Source organism: Acidovorax sp. 1608163, assembly GCF_003669015.1.
Classification (GTDB): Bacteria; Pseudomonadota; Gammaproteobacteria; order Burkholderiales; family Burkholderiaceae_C; genus Acidovorax.
In genome coordinates, this window is record NZ_CP033069.1 from 1,655,980 (window position 1) to 1,675,687 (window position 19,708).

17 protein-coding genes and 1 pseudogene are annotated in these 19,708 nt (G+C 65.2%); 12 read left to right on the forward strand and 6 right to left on the reverse strand.

From position 1 onward, the window contains the following. Positions 1-168: 168 nt before the first annotated feature. From EAG14_RS07455 to EAG14_RS07475, 5 genes are all read right to left on the reverse strand, one after another. Positions 169-927, reverse strand: coding sequence for a 3-hydroxyacyl-CoA dehydrogenase (locus EAG14_RS07455; RefSeq protein ID WP_099655941.1), 759 nt, complete (start codon positions 925-927; stop codon positions 169-171). A 161-nt stretch (positions 928-1,088) separates the two neighbouring features. After that, positions 1,089-2,141, reverse strand: a complete 1,053-nt coding sequence (locus EAG14_RS07460) for an extracellular solute-binding protein (RefSeq protein WP_099741530.1) — start codon at positions 2,139-2,141, stop codon at positions 1,089-1,091. A 147-nt stretch (positions 2,142-2,288) separates the two neighbouring features. Further along, positions 2,289-2,708 (reverse strand): RNA-binding S4 domain-containing protein, encoded by a 420-nt coding sequence (locus EAG14_RS07465; protein WP_121728487.1) that lies wholly within the window; start codon positions 2,706-2,708, stop codon positions 2,289-2,291. A gap of 24 nt (positions 2,709-2,732) precedes the next feature. Continuing rightward, positions 2,733-4,190, reverse strand: a complete 1,458-nt coding sequence (locus tag EAG14_RS07470; RefSeq protein ID WP_121728488.1) for a sensor histidine kinase — start codon at positions 4,188-4,190, stop codon at positions 2,733-2,735. Positions 4,191-4,221: 31 nt separating this feature from the next. After that, the gene (locus EAG14_RS07475) at positions 4,222-4,911 is read right to left on the reverse strand and encodes a response regulator transcription factor (protein WP_099743496.1); all 690 of its coding nucleotides are present in this window, start codon (positions 4,909-4,911) and stop codon (positions 4,222-4,224) included. 189 nt (positions 4,912-5,100) lie between these two features. Here EAG14_RS07475 and EAG14_RS07480 point away from each other — a divergent pair, with 189 nt between their 5' ends. The 12 genes and pseudogenes from EAG14_RS07480 (at position 5,101) to EAG14_RS07535 (ending at position 19,369) form a co-directional block, all read left to right on the forward strand. After that, positions 5,101-6,057 carry a tripartite tricarboxylate transporter substrate binding protein gene (locus EAG14_RS07480; protein ID WP_099655937.1) on the forward strand — a complete coding sequence of 319 codons (957 nt, stop codon included), beginning with the start codon at positions 5,101-5,103 and terminating at the stop codon, positions 6,055-6,057. A gap of 86 nt (positions 6,058-6,143) precedes the next feature. Then, the gene (locus tag EAG14_RS07485) at positions 6,144-6,662 is read left to right on the forward strand and encodes a tripartite tricarboxylate transporter TctB family protein (protein WP_099658698.1); all 519 of its coding nucleotides are present in this window, start codon (positions 6,144-6,146) and stop codon (positions 6,660-6,662) included. A 12-nt stretch (positions 6,663-6,674) separates the two neighbouring features. Beyond that, positions 6,675-8,189 (forward strand): tripartite tricarboxylate transporter permease, encoded by a 1,515-nt coding sequence (locus EAG14_RS07490; RefSeq protein ID WP_099655936.1) that lies wholly within the window; start codon positions 6,675-6,677, stop codon positions 8,187-8,189. A gap of 405 nt (positions 8,190-8,594) precedes the next feature. After that, complete coding sequence (locus tag EAG14_RS07495; protein WP_121728489.1) at positions 8,595-9,341, forward strand: DUF2325 domain-containing protein; 747 nt, start codon at positions 8,595-8,597, stop codon at positions 9,339-9,341. 112 nt (positions 9,342-9,453) lie between these two features. After that, entirely contained in the window at positions 9,454-10,992 is a 1,539-nt protein-coding gene (locus EAG14_RS07500; protein ID WP_099655934.1) for a sigma-54-dependent Fis family transcriptional regulator, read from the forward strand. Between the two features lie 169 nt (positions 10,993-11,161). Beyond that, positions 11,162-12,363: pseudogene (locus tag EAG14_RS07505) on the forward strand (substrate-binding domain-containing protein). A gap of 162 nt (positions 12,364-12,525) precedes the next feature. Beyond that, on the forward strand, positions 12,526-13,302 hold the full coding sequence (locus EAG14_RS07510; protein ID WP_121728490.1) for an ABC transporter ATP-binding protein: 777 nt from the start codon (positions 12,526-12,528) through the stop codon (positions 13,300-13,302). Continuing rightward, positions 13,299-14,030, forward strand: coding sequence for an ABC transporter ATP-binding protein (locus EAG14_RS07515; RefSeq protein ID WP_121728491.1), 732 nt, complete (start codon positions 13,299-13,301; stop codon positions 14,028-14,030). Before EAG14_RS07510 ends, EAG14_RS07515 begins: the two co-directional genes overlap by 4 nt. 103 nt (positions 14,031-14,133) lie before the next feature. After that, entirely contained in the window at positions 14,134-15,117 is a 984-nt protein-coding gene (locus EAG14_RS07520) for a branched-chain amino acid ABC transporter permease (RefSeq protein WP_121730355.1), read from the forward strand. A gap of 12 nt (positions 15,118-15,129) precedes the next feature. Next, a complete protein-coding gene (locus EAG14_RS07525; RefSeq protein WP_121728492.1) occupies positions 15,130-16,203 on the forward strand; it encodes a branched-chain amino acid ABC transporter permease in 1,074 nt (357 codons plus the stop codon). Between the two features lie 88 nt (positions 16,204-16,291). After that, on the forward strand, positions 16,292-18,424 hold the full coding sequence (locus EAG14_RS07530) for a D-(-)-3-hydroxybutyrate oligomer hydrolase (RefSeq protein WP_121728493.1): 2,133 nt from the start codon (positions 16,292-16,294) through the stop codon (positions 18,422-18,424). Positions 18,425-18,493: 69 nt separating this feature from the next. Next, positions 18,494-19,369 (forward strand): alpha/beta fold hydrolase, encoded by an 876-nt coding sequence (locus tag EAG14_RS07535; protein WP_099741521.1) that lies wholly within the window; start codon positions 18,494-18,496, stop codon positions 19,367-19,369. A 28-nt stretch (positions 19,370-19,397) separates the two neighbouring features. Here the strand turns inward: EAG14_RS07535 and EAG14_RS07540 are convergent, their stop codons facing one another. Continuing rightward, positions 19,398-19,652 carry a DUF2789 family protein gene (locus EAG14_RS07540; protein WP_099741520.1) on the reverse strand — a complete coding sequence of 85 codons (255 nt, stop codon included), beginning with the start codon at positions 19,650-19,652 and terminating at the stop codon, positions 19,398-19,400. Positions 19,653-19,708: the final 56 nt, after the last annotated feature.

The following is a 19,708-nucleotide window of genomic DNA, read 5'->3' on the forward strand; positions in this document are numbered from 1 at the left end:
CAGCGCGGCGGGCAGGTGGTGGTGCCTGCCGAGTGTTCAGCGTGGCGTGAAGCCTCACCAGGCACCGTTTGGCGGGTTTGATGCCAAATATGCCACCGGTGTTTGAGGAATAAGCGTGAGGTGCTATGAAATGTATAGCGTTTGTGTGCTCTGGTTCCTTGCTCCGGCTCAACGAGGTGCCAGGCGAATGGCGCCATCCAGGCGGATCACTTCGCCGTTGAGCATGTCGTTTTCAAAGATGTGCAAAGCGAGCTTGGCATAGTCTTCCGGCGTGCCCAGGCGGCTGGGGAAGGGGACGCCTGCGGCCAGCGCATCCTGCACTTCCTGGGGCATGCCGAACAGCATGGGGGTGCCAAAGATGCCGGGGGCGATGGTCATGTTGCGTATGCCGTTGCGCGCCAGGTCGCGGGCGATGGGCAGGGTCATGCCGACGATGCCGCCTTTGGATGCGGAGTAGGCGGCTTGGCCAATTTGTCCGTCGTAGGCTGCCACGCTCGCCGTGGAGATCATCGCGCCGCGCTCGCCAGTCACTTCGGGGGTGTTTTGGGACATGGCCTGGGCGGCCAGCCGGATCATGTTGAAGCTGCCCAGCAAATTCACCGTGATGGTCTTGCTGAACAAGGCCAGCGAGTGCGCGCCATTTTTGCCCACGGTTTTTTCCGCAGGGGCAATGCCGGCGCAGTTGACCAGCCCCATCAGCTTGCCCAAGGACACGGCTTTGTCTACCACGGCCTGGCCGTCGGCTTCGCTGCTGACATCGCAGCGCATAAAGGTGCCGCCAATGTCTCGCGCCACGGCTTCGCCTTTGTCCGCCTGCATGTCCGCAATCACCACGGTGCCGCCGCGCAGCGCCAGCATGCGTGCCGTGCCTTCACCCAGTCCCGAAGCGCCGCCGGTCACGATGAATACTTTGCCTTTGATCTCCATGAGCCATCTCCTTTGTGAATTACGTTAACGTAAACGTCAATTATCCTTCAGGCGCATTCTCAAACCCCAAAACTCTCTGTCTTTGGTGCTTGCATTGCGCTTGCGGGCACAAAAAAGCCCGGCAGAGCCGGGCTTGATAGAACTGGGAGGAGGCCCTCAGATCACTGGAAGCCGACGCGGTCCAGCATCTGTTGAACCTTGGTCACGTTTGCACCCACGGCGCTGATCGGGATGGTTTCGCTCTTGAATGGCGCGCCACCGGTCATGGCCTTGAGGGCGGGGTTGTCCAGCGTCACGCCCTTGACGGTAGGCCACTCGTTGTTGCCATTGGCAAAGTAGTTCTGGGCTTCTGGGCTGGCCAGGTATTCCAGGAACTTGACGGCGTTGGCCTGGTTCTTGGAGTAACGTGCCACGGCGCCGCCAGCGATGTTCATGTGGGTGCCCCAGGAGGATTGGTTGGGGAACACGACCCCCACCTTATTGACCACGGCCACGTCCTCGGGCTTGTTGGATCGCATCATGCGCGCCAGGTAGTAGGTGTTGGTCACGCCGATATCGCACTCACCAGCGGCCACGGCCTTGATCTGGTCGGTGTCACCACCCTTGGGGGGGCGTGCCAGGTTGGCCACCATGCCCTTGAGCCAGGCTTCGGCCTTTTGCTCGCCCATGTGCTCGGTGACGGCGCCGAACAGGCTCAGGTTGTAAGGGTGCGAGCCCGAGCGAATGCACAGCTTGCCCTTGTTCTTGGGGTCACCCAGAGACTCGTAGGTGTCCACATCGGTCTTTTGCACCTTGACCTTGTTGTAGACGATCACGCGTGCGCGGGTGGACAGGCCAAACCACGAAATGCCGCCGTCCGCTGCAGGCGTGCTGCGCAGGTTGGCAGGAATCGCGTCGTTGAGCAGCTTGGACTGGATGGGCTGGAACAGGCCATCCACTTCGCCCTTGTACAGGCGCGCAGCGTCCACCAGCAGGATGACGTCGGCTGGCGAGGCTGTGCCTTCGGCCTTCAAGCGCGCCAGGATGCCTGCATCGTCAGCGTCCACACGGTTGATTTTGATGCCAGTGGCCTTGGTGAAGCCGGTGTACAGGGCCTCGTCGGTCGAGTAGTGGCGTGCGGAGTAGAGGTTCACCACTTGTTCTTGGGCCAATGCGGCGCCCGCAGTGGCGGCCAGTGCGCAGGCGGTCAGCAAGGCTTTCACGGTCTTCGACATGGAATGCTTCTTTCGGGGTTGTAACCCTCGGATGATAAAACAAACGCGAATTATTCTTAATAAAACCCGTGTGGCGCGAGGGTGTCAGGCAGCTTAGAACAGGTTCTTAGACGCTGCAGCTGCTTTGATCTGCGTGAGGCTGAGCGCTCACTCGTCGATGGATGCGCTCCAGCGGCTGCCCCAGTCCTGGGCACGCTCGATGTTGCGCCGGTCGCGTTTGGTGGGGCGCCCGTCTTGCAGGGTGGCTGCAGGCTCGGGTGCCAGGCGCCTTTGTTCTGCCGCCTGCTCGCGGGCCGCGATGCTTTCTGCCGTCTCTTCGTACAGCAGCTGGGCCACAGGGGCCGGGCCCCGGGCACCGCTCAGCGCTCGCACCAGCACCGTGCGGGCCACGGGGCCTTGGCGCAAAGCCACGGTGTCGCCGCAGCGCAGGTCGCGCGCGGGCTTGGCCTGCTGGCCGTTCACGGTCACGCGGCCTTTGCTGATTTCTTCGGTCGCCAGGCTGCGGGTTTTGTAAAAGCGCGCGCACCAAAGCCATTTGTCCAGGCGCATCGTTTCGGTCAAATTCATGGGGGTGGATTGTGCCGCGTTGCCTTATTCGCTGCCGTGGGGGATGGTGGGGTGGCCCGCGTCTGGCTGCGGCCGCGCCAGCGGCAGGCGCACCACGGCGTCCAGCCCCAGCACCCTGGTTCCCTGTTCGCGATTGGTCAGCGCAATGCTGCCTTCCAGCGCCTGCACGATCTCCTGGCAAATGGCCAGGCCCAGGCCACTGCCGCTGCGCACATCACCGGCAGAAAATGGCTGAAAGAGCCGTGATGCCAACTCCGGCTCAATCCCTGGGCCGTGGTCGCTGATGGTGAGTGCTGTGTGGTGTGCGTCGCTGCGCAGGTCCACCGTCAACTCGCTGCCGGGCGGCGCGTGGCGCACGGCGTTGTGCAGCAGGTTGCGGGTCAGCTCGCGCAGCATCCACTCATGGGCACGCACGGGGGCCACCTCGGTTTGGATGCCAAAGTCCAGGTCGCGTTGTGCGATCAGGGGCGAGATCTCCAGCGCTACGGTGCGCAGCACCTCGTCCAGCCGGGTGATGGGCGGCTCGCTTTGCTGGCGCAGTTGTTCCACCTTGGCCAGGGCCAGCATCTGGTTGGCCAGTTGGGTGGCGCGGTCCACGGTGTCGCTGATTTCATGCAGGGCCTGCTCGGCAGGCATGTCGCCCCGCAGGGCCGATTGCACCTGGGTTTTGAGCACGGCCAAGGGGGTGCGCAGCTGGTGCGATGCATCGCGCACAAACCGCTTTTGGTGGCGCAGCAGGTGGCGCAGCCGCTGCATGACTTGGTTGGTGGCGGCAATCAGGGGCTGCAGTTCGCGCGGGGCTGTGGGCGCGGCGATGGGGCTCAGGTCACCTTCGCCACGGGCCTGCAGTTGCAGGCTCAGGTGCCGCACGGGGCGTGTGGCGCGTTGCACGACCCACAGCACGGTGAAGGCGATCACCGCAATCAGCAGGGCCTGCCGCAACAGGGTCTTCCACAGAATCTGCAGCGCCAACGTCTCGCGTACCTCCAGCGTCTCGGCCACCTGGATCACGGCCATGCCGCGCCCTTCGGCGCTGGCCACGGGCTGCAGCAGCACGGCCACCCGCACGGGCTGGTCGCGAAAGACATCGTCGTAAAAATCCACCAGCGCTGCGTAGGGCGGCTTCAGCGGGATCTTGCCGCGCCACTCGGGCAGGTCGTCAAAGCCCGAGATCACCTCGCCGCTTTGGGTCGAGACGCGGTAGAACATGTGGCTCTGGTTGTCGGCCTCAAACGCCTCCAGCGCAGAGTAGGGCACGATGGCCCGGATGTGGGCGTCGTCGTCAAAGCCCTCCACATCCAGCTGCTCGCTGATGCTTTTGGCCGATGCCAGCAGCGTGCGGTCGTAAGCGGTGTTCAGCGAGGCCAGCGTCTGGTGGTAGAGGCTGTAAGTGTTGAAGCTGATGAACGCCACCACCGGCAGCAAAATGCCCAGCAGCAGCCTGCGGCGCAGCGAGTGGGTGGCTTGCAGCGGCTCGGTCATGCAGGGCGCTTTCTATTCTTCTCTTGCCGTCTCAGGCCTGTGCATCGGTGCGCAGCAAATAGCCCAGCCCGCGCAGCGTCATCAGCGTCAGCCCCGTGCCCGCCAGCTTTTTGCGCAGCCGGTACACCACCACTTCGATGGCTTCGTACTGCACATCCAACTGGCCCGGGAACACCAGCTCGTACAACCGCTCCTTGGTCACGGCATGGCCGGGCTGGGCCAGCAGGGCGTGCATCAGGGCCAGCTCGCGGGGGGTCAGCTCCATCACCTCGCCATTCAGGTACAGCGCACCGCTGTCCTTGTCATAGCGGATGGCGCCGATTTGTGTGGTGTTGCTGCCCACCGGGGTGGCGCCTGGGTCGGCGCTGCGCCGCACCAGGGCCCGCAGGCGGGCCTCCAGCTCGTCCAGGTCAAAGGGCTTGGGCAGGTAGTCGTCCGCCCCGGCATTGAGGCCCATGACACGGTCGCCCACGGTGCCCCGGGCGGTGAGGATCAGCACCGGCGTGCGCAGGCCCAGTGCGCGGGCGCGTTGCAGCACTTGCAGCCCGTCCAGGCCGGGCAGCGTCAGGTCCAGGATCACGGCGTCCGGCACCCGGCCCACCCATTGGGTGAGAGCGGCTTTGCCGTCGCCCACCGCTGCAACCTCCATGCCACGGCGCGTCAGCGCCCGCTGCAAGGTGGTCTGCATGGTGGGGTCGTCTTCTACGAGGAGCAATTGCATGCGCGGCACCATAGCACCGACTGGGCCGTGGTTTCCAGAGTTTTCAAGGGGACATGCCGGATTGCGACACCCAGGCTGGGGCGCGGTAGGCCATCGCCGTATGGGTGTTTTCCCTGAGTTCGCAGACAGCCTTTTGACAGGCAGAGCACGCATCATCGACAGATTCGCCAACCGTTCCAGGAGACACCGATGCGTCGCGATACTTTCCTCAAGTCTTTGGCCGCCCTGGCCGCCGCTGGCAGCCTGCCAGTGTCGGCGCAGACAGCCGCTTTGAAAATGATGATCCCCGCCAACCCTGGTGGCGGCTGGGACACCACGGGCCGTGCCCTGGGCAAGTCCATGCAAGAGGCGGGCGCTGCCTCCTCGGTCTCGTATGACAACAAGGGCGGCGCTGCGGGCGCCATCGGTCTGGCGCAGTTCGTCAACTCCAGCAAGGGCGATCCGAACGCCCTGATGGTGATGGGCGCTGTGATGCTGGGCGGCATCATCACCGGCAAGCCACCTGTGGGCCTGGACAAGGTCACCCCCCTGGCGCGCCTGACCAGTGAATACAACGTGTTCGTGCTGCCTGCCAACTCGCCCTTCAAGACCATGAAGGACGTGGTCGAGCAGCTCAAGAAAGATCCCGGTAGCGTGAAGTGGGGTGGTGGCTCGCGTGGCTCCACCGAGCACATCGCCGCCGCCATGATTGCGCGTGAAGTGGGCGTGGACCCCGCCAAGATCAACTACGTGGCCTTCCGTGGGGGTGGCGAGGCAACGGCCGCCATCCTGGGTGGCAACGTCACCGTCGGCGGCAGCGGCTACAGCGAGTTTGCCGAGTACATCTCGGCGGGCAAGATGCGCGCTGTGGGCGTGACATCGGCCACCCGCCTCAAGGGCGTCAATGTGCCTACGCTCAAGGAGCAAGGCATCAACGTGGACATCGGCAACTGGCGCGGCGTGTATGGTGCCCCTGGCATCACGGCCGAGCAGCGCAAGGCCCTGATCGATGCCCTGGCCAAGACCTTCAAGCACAAGGCCTGGCAAGACGCCATGGACAAGAACGGCTGGACCCCGGCATGGCTGGCGGGTGATGAGTTCTCCAACTTCGTGGACGCTGAGTTTGCCAGCCTGCGCGCCACGATGGCCAAGTCCGGAATGATCTAAAGCGAGGTAGGGCTGCAGCGGCTTTGCGTCTGTCCTGATGGGGCGGGCGCAGCGCCGCTGTGCCAGTTGGTGCGAAGGAAAAAATCATGACACAACAACATTCATCGCGCTCCAAGCCGTTGCAGACCCTCATTGGCGTAGGCATTGTGGCGCTGGCGGGGTTGCTGGCCTGGGGGGCCAGTTCTGTCAGCTCTGAGGCAGGCTACGGCGGCGTGGGGCCCAACTTCTTTCCGTGGGTGGTGGCCATCGTGCTGCTGATCTGCGGGGTGCTGTGCGTGGTGCACGCGCAGACCGGCGGCTTTCGCGAGCTGGAAGACGGCTCGGGCGACGAGCGTGCGCACTGGAAGGGCTTCATCTGGGTGTCTGCCGGGTTGTTGCTCAATGCACTGCTCATCACCACCCTTGGCTTCATCCTGAGCTGCGCCCTGTGCTTCGTGCTGTCGGTGCGGGGCTTCAAAAGCTCGGAGGGCGAGTTGGACCTGCGCCTGCAAGCCTGGATCAAGGATTCGGCCATTGGCATCGCCGTAGCGGCGCCGGTGTACTGGATGTTTACGCAACTGCTGGCCATCAACCTGCCCGGCCTCACAAACACGGGGTGGCTGTAAAGCCAGCACGCTATGGATACGCTCAATCTCTTGATGCAGGGGTTCATCACCGCTGCCACTCCCATCAACCTGCTGTGGGCCTTTGTGGGCTGCATCATCGGCACCGCCGTGGGGGTGTTGCCAGGCATTGGCCCCGCAGTGGCCGTGGCCATGCTGCTGCCCATCACTGTCAAGGTCGAGGCCACGGCCTCCATGATCTTCTTTGGCGGCATTTACTACGGCGCCATGTACGGTGGCTCCACCACCTCCATCCTGTTGAACACGCCGGGTGAGGCGGGCTCCATGGTCACGGCCATGGAAGGCAACAAAATGGCCAAGCATGGCCGCGCTGGCGCGGCGCTGGCCACGGCAGCCATTGGCTCGTTTGTTGCGGGCACCATCGCCACCATCCTGGTTACCTTCTGCGCACCCCTGGTGGCCGAATACGCCATTCGCCTGGGCCCCCCTGAATACTTCATGCTGATGGTGCTGGCCTTCACCACCGTGAGCGCGGTGCTGGGCAAGAGCACGCTGCGTGGCATGGTGGCACTGTTTGTCGGCCTGGCCATGGGCCTCATCGGCATCGACCAGATCACAGGCCAGGCCCGCTACACCGGTGGCGTGCCTGAGCTGATGGACGGCATCGAGGTGGTGCTGATTGCCGTGGGCCTGTTTGCCGTGGGCGAGGCGCTGTACAACGTGATGTACGAAGGCAAGGCGGACGAAACCCAGAACCGCCTGACCAGCACCCACATGACCAAGGAAGAGTGGAAGCGCTCCTGGCCCGCGTGGCTGCGCGCCACGGCCATTGGCTTCCCTTTTGGTACTGTGCCTGCGGGCGGCAGCGAGATCCCGACCTTCCTGAGCTACGCCGCTGAAAAGAAGCTGAGCAAGCACAAGGAAGAGTTTGGCACCACCGGCGCCATCGAAGGCGTGGCAGGCCCCGAGGCTGCCAACAACGCGGCCATCACGGCCACGCTGATTCCGCTGCTCACGCTGGGCATTCCCACATCGAACACCACGGCCATCTTGCTGGGCGCGTTCCAGAACTACGGCATCCAGCCTGGTCCGCAGCTGTTTGACACCAACGGTGCGCTGGTGTGGGCGCTGATTGCGTCGATGTACATCGGCAACGTGATGCTTCTGATCCTGAACCTGCCCCTGGTGGGCCTGTGGGTCAAGCTGCTGAACATCCCCAAGTCGTACCTGTACGCGGGCATTCTGGTCTTCTCCACGCTGGGCGTGTACGGCATGCGCCAAAGCGCGTTCGACCTGGTGCTGCTGTACGCGATTGGCCTCTTGGGCGTGGTGATGCGCCGCTACGACTTCCCGGCCGCGCCGGTGGTGGTGGGCATGATCCTGGGCCCCCTGGCCGAGGCACAAATGCGCAACGCCGTGTCGATTGGCGAAGGCAAGTGGACGATTTTCCTGGAGCGCCCAGGCTCGGTCACGCTGATCGTCATCGTGCTGGCCGTGCTGATCGTGCCGCGCCTGCTGCGCCGTTGGGCGGCCAAAAAAATCCAGGCGGTGGAGGCCAGCGCAGGCTGACCTTCCTTTCACTGCCGCTGCCCAGGTGCAGCGGGCGAGTGACCCCTGAGGGTGTGCGGCGATGTCTGCACACCCTTTTTTCATGGGCGCGGACAAAGTAGCAGAAGGACGGGAATAGGGCGGGTGCGCGTGGGTACAGCGCAGAGCAGGGCAATGGCCCGCGATTCGCTTTGCAAACATGCAGTACGAGTGGGCAGGCGCGGGGATGTGCCCTATGGGCTGAGCCGCAGTGCACAGCCAAGGTGCTGCGGGGTGGGAGGAGAACCGGGCCACCCACCCCCATCACGCTGGCTTCGCAAGCAGGCATCGGGGGGTGGTCCCCCGATGCCCTCCCACCAGGTACTTGCTTTCACGCCGCAGATTGTACTCTAAAATGCGAATCGTTCTTATTTGCAAGGATGGCGCATGCACTCACTATCGCAAGAGTTTCTGGCCCTGTGCCGCCAACTGGGCGAAGCGCAGACCCGTTGCAGCGCCGCCATGGCCGCGCAGGCTGCCGAGCTGGAGCGGCTGCAGCGCGAAGTGGTGCGATTGCGCGCGGCCGTCATCGTGCGCGACACCCGGCTGGAGCAAGCCCGTGCTGCGCTGGAAGAGGCCCGGCAGGCCCAGCCACCTGGCCTGCCCCGGCGCAAGGAGATGGCGCGGCATATCCGCACCCTGGCCGAGCGGGTGGCCATGCTCTCACGCGAATGTTTGCGCTGGCGCTTGCAAGCCGTGGTGGGGGCAGGCGTGGGGAAGGGGGCAGGCTTGTTGGCCGATGCGCCCGTGGCGAGTCCGGCAGCGGCAGTCACCCAAGCAAGCCACAGCGCCGCGCCCGCGCAGCCTGATCTGGACGAAAGCCTGGCCGCCGCAGACCTGGTGATTTGCCAGACCGGCTGCATCAGCCACGACGAATACTGGCGCGTGCAAGACCATTGCCGCCGCACGGGCAAGCCCTGCATTCTGGTGGACCAGGCCAGCCCGGCGCCTGGTGTGCATGTGCTGCAGCAACCCGTGGTGGTGCTGCGCATGGCCCAGGGCCTGCGGGCCGTGCGCGGTGTGCCGGGATGGGGGCAGCCCGGCGACCTGCCCGTGGGGGCGCACGCAGCGCTGCAAACCCCGCTCGATTCCAAGGCCACCCCTGCCGATGTCTTGGAACAGGTTCATAAGTAAAAAGGCCACCGGCGCTTATCTATAAAGCGCTGGCAGCTATATTTTTAGTAGCGAATTGCCTTGCCGTGCGCGGCCTAGCAATGGCCCACGGGCCCCGCGCTACCATCGCCCCATGCCCCCGCTCAAAGACGACACCCCCGCACTGCCGCTCGATGCCCAAGGCATTCTGGAGCTGGCGGCGCGCTCCATGTTCCAGCTGTTTTCCAGCGTCAGCCAGGGCATGCTGCTCATTGACCTGAGCGGGCGCATCGTGTGGATCAACGAGGGCTACCTGCGCTTTCTGCCCGACCTGGGGTTTTCGTCCGTCGACCAGTTTGTGGGCCGCATGGTGGAGGACGTGATCCCCAACACCCAGATGCACCGCGTGCTGGCCACCGGCCAGCCCGTGCTGGTGGATTTGCTCACCAACCATGCGGGCACTTTTGTGGTCAGCCGCATTCCGCTGCGCGACGAGGCCGACCGCGTGATCGGTGCCATCGGCATCGTGCTGTTTGACCACCCTGAGACCACGCTGCAGCCCCTCATCAGCAAGTTTGCTCTGCTGCAGCGTGACCTGGACGATGCCCGGCGCGAGCTGGCCAGCCAGCGCAGCCGCACGCTGGTGGGGGCGGGCTTGGGCGACGGGCAGCGCCGCGCCAAGTACACCTTTGCCAGCTTCATTGGATCAAGCCCTGCGGCGGCCGAGGTCAAGCGCCAGGCACGGCGTGCGGCGCAGTCCAGCAGCCCGGTGCTGTTGCTGGGCGAGACGGGCACGGGCAAAGAGCTGCTGGCCCACGCCATCCATGCCGCATCGAGCCGCGCCAGTGGCCCCTTTGTCAGCGTCAACATCGCTGCCGTGCCCGACACCCTGCTCGAAGCCGAATTCTTTGGCGTGGCCCCCGGCGCCTACACCGGTGCCGACCGCAAGGGGCGCGACGGCAAGTTCAAGCTGGCCGATGGCGGCACGCTGTTCCTCGACGAAATTGGCGACATGCCGCAAAGCCTGCAGGCCAAGCTGCTGCGGGCGCTGCAAGAGGGCGAGATCGAGCCGCTGGGCAGCAACAAGCTCGTGCCCTTCAATGTGCGCATCCTCGCCGCCACCTCGCGCGATCTGGCCGCGCTGGTGCGCGAGGGCAAGTTCCGCGAAGACTTGTTCTACCGCCTGCATGTGCTGCCGGTGCGGGTGCCGCCCCTGCGCGTGCGGCGCAGTGACATCCCCGCGCTGGTCGAATCCCTGGGCGAAGACCTGGCCCTGCGCAACGGCACACCGCCGCCCGAGCTGCAGCCCGACGCCCTGGCCCTGCTGGCGGGCCAGCCCTGGCGCGGCAATATCCGCGAGCTGCGCAACGTGCTGGAGCAAGCAGTGATGCGCAGCGACTCCAGCACCGTCGACGCCGCCCAACTGGCCCGCGTGCTGCGTGAGGCGGGCGTGGAGCCCGCCGCCCCGGCGCCCGTGGCCGAGCTGAGCAGCGCCACCGCGCTGGAGTCCGACGACGACGCCCGCTACCTGCGCCCCCTGGCCGAGCAGGTGGCAGAGCTGGAGCGCCGCGCCATTGCCGCCACGCTCAAGGCCAATGGCGGCAACAAACTGGCCACCGCACGGCAGCTGGGCATCTCGCGGGCCACGCTGTATGAACGTCTGGAAAACCCTGATCTAAAAACAGACAGTTGACTGAATTTCAGTCGTTGATTTGTCTGGAAATTGATCATGTGGGTGAAATGATTGTGGCCGCTCTGGTGCGGCACCCAATCAAATCAACCACTTGCGCGCCCCTGTGCAATCCGCGCTCGCTGGCACGCCATGTGCACTACAGCCTGCATAACCACAGGAGACAACCGCCATGCAACGCCGCACCCTGGTCACTGCAGCTGCCACCGTTACCGTTCTCGCTGCCAGCCTGGCCGCCCCGCCTGGGCCCAGTCGGGCGAAATCCGCATCGCCCACATCTACAGCAAAACCGGCCCGCTGGAGGCCTACGGCAAGCAGACGCAGACCGGCCTGCTGATGGGCCTGGACTACGCCACCGGCGGCACCATGCAGGTGGGCGGCAAGAAGATTGTGGTGATCGAGAAAGACGACCAGGGCAAGCCCGACCTGGGCAAGAGCCTGCTGGCCTCGGCCTACTCGGACGACAAGGCCGACATTGCCGTCGGCCCCACCTCCAGCGGCGTGGCGTTGGCGCTGCTGCCTGTGGCCGAGGAATACAAAAAGATCTTGCTGGTGGAGCCCGCTGTGGCCGACGCCATCACCGGCGACAAGTGGAACAAGTACATCTTCCGCACCGGCCGCAACAGCAGCCAGGACGCCATCAGCAACGCTGTGGCGGTCGACAAGGCGGGCACCACCATCGTCACCCTGGCGCAAGACTATGCCTTTGGCCGCGACGGCGTGAAGGCCTTCAAGGAAGCCATCAAGAACGCCAAGCTGGTGCACGAGGAATACCTGCCGCAAAGCACCACCGACTTCACCGCCGGCATCCAGCGCGTGGTCGACAAGCTCAAGGACCAGCCCGGCCGCAAGGTGGTGATGGTGATCTGGGCCGGGGGCACGCCGCCCTATGCCGCGCTGGCTGCGCAAGAGCTGTCCAAGCGCTTTGGCATTGACGTGGCCACGGGCGGCAACATCCTGCCCGCCATGGCCAGCTATAAGGCCTTCCCTGGCATGGAAGGGGCCACGTACTACTACTTCGGCATTCCCAAGAACCCCGTGAACGAGGCGCTGGTCTCGGCCCACTACAAGCAGTTCAAGGCCCCGCCAGACTTCTTCACCGCCGGGGGCTTCACCTCGGCCATGGCGCTGGTCACCGCCCTCAAGGCCACCAATGGTGAGACCAACACCAACAAGCTGATCAAGACCATGGAAGGCATGAGCTTTGACACGCCCAAGGGCAAGATGACCTTCCGCAAGGAAGACCACCAGGCCCTGCAGAGCATGTACCACTTCAAGATCAAGGTGGACCCGGCCTTTGCCTGGGGTGTGCCCGAGCTGGTGCGCGAGATCAAGCCCGAAGAGATGAACGTTCCGATCCGGAACAAGCGCTGACCGCGCTGAAGACGCGGCTGCGTGGGGCGCGGTGATCGCCGTGCGCAGTCCATTACTCACTTTTTGATAGCTGCTTGCGCTTATTCAATAAGCGCTGGGGGCTTTTTTGACTCTGATTTTTGTGTTGGCCTGTCGTTTGCCACTCCACCACCTGCTGCCTCCATGCTTGCAACCCACAACCTGACCATCCGCTTTGGCGGCCATGTGGCGGTCAATGGCGTGACCTGTGCCTTTGCGCCGGGCACGCTCACCGCCATCGTCGGCCCCAATGGCGCGGGCAAGACCACGTACTTCAACCTCATCTCGGGCCAACTCAAGGCCAGTGCAGGCAGCGTGCAACTGGGCGGGCGTGACCTGACGGCGCTCAGCCCCTCGGCCCGCACCCGCGCGGGGCTGGGCCGGGCGTTTCAGCTCACCAACCTGTTCCCCAGCCTGAGCGTGCTGGAGAACGTGCGCCTGGCCGTGCAGGCCACGCAGGGCGGCTCGCACCGCCGGGGGCTCAACCTGTGGAGCATCTGGAGCGACCACCGCCAGCTCACCGAGCGGGCGCAGCACATTCTGCAAACCGTGGCCCTGTTCGAGCGGCGCGACACCCCCGTGGCCAGCCTGCCGCATGGCGACCAGCGCAAGCTGGAAGTGGCCTTGCTGATGGCGCTGGAGCCGCAGGTCTACATGTTTGACGAGCCCACCGCAGGCATGAGCCACGACGAGGCCCCGGTGATCCTGAACCTGATCCGCGAACTGAAGAAGGACAAGACCAAGATCATCTTGCTGGTGGAACACAAGATGGACGTGGTGCGCGAGCTGGCCGACCGCATCATCGTGCTGACCAACGGCACGCTGGTGGCCGATGGCGCACCCGCCGAAGTGATTGCATCGCCTGTGGTGCAGGAGGCGTACCTTGGCATCAGCAAGGACGCCGACAAGGAGGCCGCATGAGCAGCACCGCCAACCTTCTGGAACTCAAAGGCGTTCACACGCACATCGGGGCGTACCACATCCTGCACGGCGTGGACCTGGCCATCCCCAAGGGCCAGCTCACCATGCTGCTGGGCCGCAACGGCGCGGGCAAGACGACCACGCTGCGCACCATCATGGGCCTGTGGCAGGCCTCGCAGGGCAGCGTCCACTTCAATGGGCGCGACATCACCCGCCTGCACACGCCGCAGATTGCGGGGCTCAACATTGCCTACGTGCCCGAGAACATGGGCATCTTTGCCGACCTGACGGTGAAGGAAAACCTGCTGCTGGCCGCACGCAAGGCCAGCAACGCAGCGCAGATGGATGCCGCGCGGCTGCAATGGATCTTCCGGTTGTTCCCGGCCGTGGAGAAGTTCTGGAACCACCCCGCGGGCAAGCTCAGCGGCGGGCAAAAGCAGATGGTGGCCGTGGCCCGCGCCATCATCGAGCCGCGCGACCTGCTCATCGTGGACGAGCCCAGCAAGGGCCTGGCCCCCGCCATCATCAACAACATGATCGAGGCGTTCGACCAGCTCAAAAAGAGCGGCGTGACCATCCTGCTGGTCGAGCAGAACATCCACTTTGCCAAACGTCTGGGCGACACCGTGGCGGTGATGGACAACGGCCGTGTGGTGCACGCCGGCAGCATGGCCGCGCTGGCGGCGGACGAGGCATTGCAGCAGTCGCTGCTGGGGCTGTCGCTATGAATTACAAGCGAAATATGCCTCCAGCGCTTACAGATAAAGCGCAAGCAGCTATCAAAAAAATAGTGAATCAAAACCAACCCGGAGGCCACGCATGACCGCCCGCATGACTGCTAGCGATTTCGACTGGAAGCCCCTGGTGCTGGTGCCGCTGCTCGCGCTCGTCACGCTGCCGCTGGTGGGCTCGCCCAGCACTTGGCTCACGCTCACGGTGGCGGGGCTGGCCATGGGCATGATCATCTTCATCATCGCCTCGGGCCTCACGCTGGTGTTCGGGCTGATGGACGTGCTCAACTTTGGCCACGGCGTGTTCATTGCGCTGGGCGCCTTTGTGGCCACCAGCGTGCTGGGGGCGATGGGCGACTGGACGGGTTCGGCCGAGCTGTGGCGCAACATGGTGGCCGTGCTGCCCGCCATGCTGGTGGCCATGGCAGTGGCGGGCGCGCTGGGCCTGGCGTTTGAGCGCTTCATCGTGCGGCCCGTGTATGGCCAGCACCTCAAGCAAATCCTCATCACCATGGGCGGCATGATCATTGGCGAGGAACTCATCAAGGTCATCTGGGGCCCCCAGCAAATCCCGCTGCCGCTGCCGGGCGGCATGCGCGGCTCGCTGCTGCTGGGCGATGCCGCCATCGAGAAATACCGCCTGGTCGCCGTGGCCGTGGGCCTGGTGGTGTTTGCCGTGCTGGCCTGGACGCTGTCGCGCACCAAGGTCGGCCTACTCATCCGCGCCGGGGTGCAAGACCGCGAGATGGTCGAAAGCCTGGGCTACCGCATCCGCCGCCTGTTTGTGGCCGTGTTTGTGGTGGGCTCAGCCCTGGCGGGGCTGGGCGGCGTGATGTGGGGCCTGTACCAGCAAAACGTGGTGCCGCAGATGGGCGCGCAGGTCAACGTGCTGATCTTCATCGTCATCATCATCGGCGGCCTGGGCAGCACGGGCGGGGCGCTGATTGGCGCGCTGCTGGTGGGTCTCATGGCCAACTACACCGGCTTTCTGGCCCCCAAGGTGGCGCTGTTTTCCAACATCGCGCTCATGGTCGCCATCCTGCTGTGGCGCCCGCAGGGTGTGTACCCCGTCACGAACCGTTGAGGAGCCGCACGCATGTTGAACCGACTTCTCTCTGGTGACTACCCCCGCAGCAAGGTGCTGGCGGCCATCTTGCTGGCCGTGCTGCTGGGCCTGGCGTTGGCGCCTTTTCTGTTTCCGGGCGTCAAGGCGCTGAACGTGGCGGCCAAGGTGCTGGTGTTTGTGGTGCTGGTGGCCAGCTTTGACTTGCTGCTGGGCTACACCGGCATCGTCAGCTTTGCGCACACCATGTTCTTTGGCATTGGGGCCTATGGCATTGCCGTGGCCACCACGCGCATGGGGCCCACGTGGTCGGCCCTGCTGGTGGGCGTGGGCGGGGCGCTGTTGCTGTCGCTGCTCTTGTCGCTGGCGGTGGGGCTGTTCTCGCTGCGGGTGCGGGCCATCTTCTTCGCCATGATCACGCTGGCCGTGGCTGCGGCGTTCCAGACGCTGGCCTCGCAGCTGTCCGACATCACCGGGGGCGAAGACGGCCTCACCTTCAAGGTGCCAGAGGTGCTGTCGCCCAGCTTCGAACCGTTTGACGATCCGTTTCTGGGCGTGACGGTGGATGGGCGGCTGATCTGCTACTACCTGCTGTTTGTGGCTGCGGTGGTGCTGGTGCTGGCGCTGCTGCGCATCGTCAATTCGCCCTTCGGCCGCGTGCTGCAGGCCATCCGCGAAAACGAGTTCCGCGCCGAGGCCATTGGCTACCGCGTGGTGGTGTACCGCACCACGTCCAGCGTGCTGTCGGCGCTGTTTGCCACGCTGGCGGGCTGCATGCTGGCGCTTTGGCTGCGCTACAACGGGCCGGACACCTCGCTCAGCTTTGAAATCATGATGGACTGCCTGCTCATCGTCGTCATCGGCGGCATGGGCACCATCTACGGCTCGGCCATTGGCGCCGTATTGTTTTTGGTGGCGCAAAGCTATCTGCAAGACCTGCTGCGCGTAGGCAGCGAGGCTGCGGCGGGCTGGCCCTGGCTGGCCGCCTTGCTCTCGCCAGACCGCTGGCTGCTGTGGCTGGGCGTGCTGTTTGTGCTGTCGGTCTATTACTTCCCCACCGGCGTGGTGGGGCGGCTGCGCGCTGCGGCGGCGCACAGGCTGGGATGAGGGGGCGGAGTTTCTGACTTCGCGGCTCCATGACTTCTTGAATCGGTGTGATGGTCGTGCAACAAAAACCAACCCTGGAGACAAGCGCATGAAAACCTGTGTTCGCCCGTTCCTGCCTGCGGCCGTGGCCGCTGCTGTGTTGGCCGCCTGCGGCGGCGGTGGGGGAGATGGCAGCAACGCCAGCCCCAACACCAAGCCCACGTACCTGGGGGCCATCCAGGCCACGGCTTACGACGGCACCACCGACGACCTGCTCACCGCCGGCCTGGGTAAAACCGGCCTGGCCGCAGCGGCCGCCCCGGCGTATGCCGACCCCCTCAAGCCCACGGCGGCCGAGCTGCGCCGCACCACCATCCACACCAACTACCGCGCCTTGCTCGACATGACGGCGGCAGGTGGCTACGGCAGCCTGTATGGCCCCAACGTCGATGCGCAGGGCAACATCACCGCCAGCGAGGGCAAGGTGGCGGGCACCGAATACATCGCCTTTGCCGACGATGGCAGCGGGCGGCAGAACGTCACCCTCATGGTGCAGGTGCCCGCCAGCTTCAACCCGCAAAAGCCCTGCGTCATCACGGCCACGGCATCGGGCTCGCGTGGGGTGTATGGCGGCATCAGCACGGGCGAGTGGGGCCTCAAGCGCGGCTGCGCCGTAGCCTACTCAGACAAGGGCACAGGTGCGGCCCCGCACGACCTGCAAAACGACACCGTGCCGCTGATCGATGGCACCCGCGCCACGGCCACAGCGGCGGGCAAGAACGCCGCGTTCAACGCGGGCCTCTCGGCCAGCGAACTGGCCGCCTTCAACGCCGCCACACCCAACCGCTTTGCCTTCAAGCACGCCCACTCGGGCCAAAACCCCGAGAAAGACTGGGGCCGCAGCACGCTGCAGGCGGTGGAGTTTGCCTACTACGTGCTCAACGAGCGCTTTGGCGCGCTGGACAACGGCCAGCGTCTCAAGACGCTCACCCCCGCCAACACCATCGTCATCGCGTCCAGCATCTCCAACGGCGGCGGCGCGGCCATTGCGGCGGCAGAGCAAGACACCCAGGGCCTGATCAGCGGCGTGGCGGTGTCTGAGCCCGCCGTGGAGCTGCCCGCCAACCCCGGTGTGACGGTGCAGCGCGGCAGCAGCGCCGTGGCCGTGACTGGCAAGACGCTGGTGGACTTCACCACCTATGCCAATCTCTATCAATCCTGCGCGGCGCTGGCGCCTTCCATCAGCAGCTCGCCCTATGCAGTTGCCTTTGGCGCGGGCTTTGCGGCCAGCGCCCTGCCCATTGCGCCCAACCGCTGCTCGGCCCTGGTGGCAGCGGGTTTGCTCACGGGCAGCACCCCTGCCGCGCAGGCAGAGCAGGCCCTGCAAAAGCTGCGCGACTATGGGTGGGAGGCCGAGTCGAGCGACTTGCACGCATCCCTGGCTGCGTTTGAAGTGGCGCCGGCTGTGGCGGTCACCTTTGCCAACGCGCTCTCGCGCGCCAGCGTCAAGGATCACCTGTGCGGCTACAGCTATGCCGCCACCACATCCACTGGCGCCGTGGGGCCGCTGGCGCCCGCAGCGCTGGCGGGCATGTTTGCCACGGGCAATGGGGTGCCGCCTTCCAGTGGGGTGCAGCTCATCAACAACAACGGCAAGCTGGGGGCTGGGCGCGACTTCTTGTCGGTGTCTGCCAGCGGCTTGGCCGACTGGAACACCGCCGGTGCGCTGTGCCTGCGCAACCTGGTCACCGGCACCGATGCCGCCGCGCAAAAACTGCAAGCCGGGGTGGACGAAACCCGCCGCAACGGCAACCTGCGCGGCAAGCCCGCCATCATCGTGCACGGCCGCGCCGATGCGCTGCTGCCCGTCAGCCACACGTCGCGGCCTTACGCCGCCCTCAACCGCAAGGTGGAGGGCAGTGCCAGCAAGCTGCGCTATGTGGAGGTGACCAACGCCCAGCACTTCGACAGCTTCATCGGCCTGCCCACCGTGCTGCCTGGCTACGACACCCGCTATGTGCCCCTGCACGTGTACTTGAACCGCGCCCTGGACGCCATGTACGACCACTTGGCCAGCGGCAAAACACTGCCCGCCAGCCAGGTGGTGCGCACGGTGCCACGCGGCGGCACGCCCGGCAGCGCCCCGGCCATCACCACTGCCAACTTGCCTCCTATGGCGACCACACCGCTCGCCGGTGATGCCATTGCCATCACGGCGGGGGCCATCGCCATCCCCGACTAGGCGCCCACGCAGGGCACGGCCCCAGCAGGGCCGTGCCCTGCAGTTTGTCCCGTTTCACAGGCCATCACCATGTCTCCCATCTCCCGCTACGCCACCTGCGCTGGCTACGAAATCCACTACACCGAATGGGGCAGGCCCGACGCCCCGGTGGTGATCGCATGGCATGGCCTGGCGCGCACCGGGCGCGACATGGACGACCTGGCCGCGCACCTGGCAGACCGCTACCGCGTCATTTGCCCTGACACCATCGGCCGGGGCCTGAGTCAGTGGAGCCGCCAGCCGCTGCAGGAGTACCGCCTGGCGTTTTACGCCCGCATCGCTGCCGACCTGTTTGACCAGCTGGGCATTGAGCGCGCGCACTGGGTAGGCACCTCGATGGGCGGGGCCATTGGCACCGTGTGCGCTGCGGGGGTGTTTGAGCCCAGCTTGCGGGGCCGCATTGCCAGCCTGCTGCTCAACGACAACGCCCCCCGCCTGGCCGATGCAGCGCTCGAGCGCATCAAGGCCTATGCGGGCCAGCCCCCCGCGTTTGACACCGTGGCCGAGCTGGAGGCTTTTTTCCGTCAGGTGTACCAGCCCTACGGCTGGCTCAGCGATGCGCAGTGGCGTCGGTTGACCGAAACATCGACCCGCCGCCTGCCCGATGGCCGCGTGACCCCGCACTACGACCCGGCCATGGTGCAGCAGTTCACCCGCCATGAGAACGACTACCTGATCTGGGACCACTACGACCGGCTGGACATTCCGGTGCTGTGCCTGCGCGGTGCTGATTCAGACCTGGTGCTGCCCGATACGGTGGCAGAGATGCAGCACCGCGGCCCCGGCGCCAAGGGCCTGCTGCAGGTGGTGGAGGTGCCTGGCTGTGGGCATGCACCCGCGTTGAATGTGCCTGCGCACTACGCGCTGGTCGATGGGTTTTTGGCGCGTGCAGAAGGTCGGCCGTAGCCCGCCTTCTGGGCCCTCATCAACCTGTTTAGCCCCTGGTCACGCCAAGCCCGCAGCCCAAAGCCTGGCTCAGCTGCTCGGCCGGAATGGCCCAGTCGGCGTCGGCCGCAATCGCCTCGCGCAGAAACTTGGCTTGCGCGGGCGTCCACACGGCGACGTCGGGCAACGTGAAGTTGACTGCCGTGGTGCGGTGCGTGGCGATGAAGGTGGTCATTGATGCCTCGTCCGACGGCAGGCCCAATTGGTCAAACAGGTCGGACATGGTGTGGATTCCGGTTTCCATGGAAGTTCGCAATCTTTGAAAAGAGGTGAATGGGGTGGTACAAGCTCCTTGTGCCT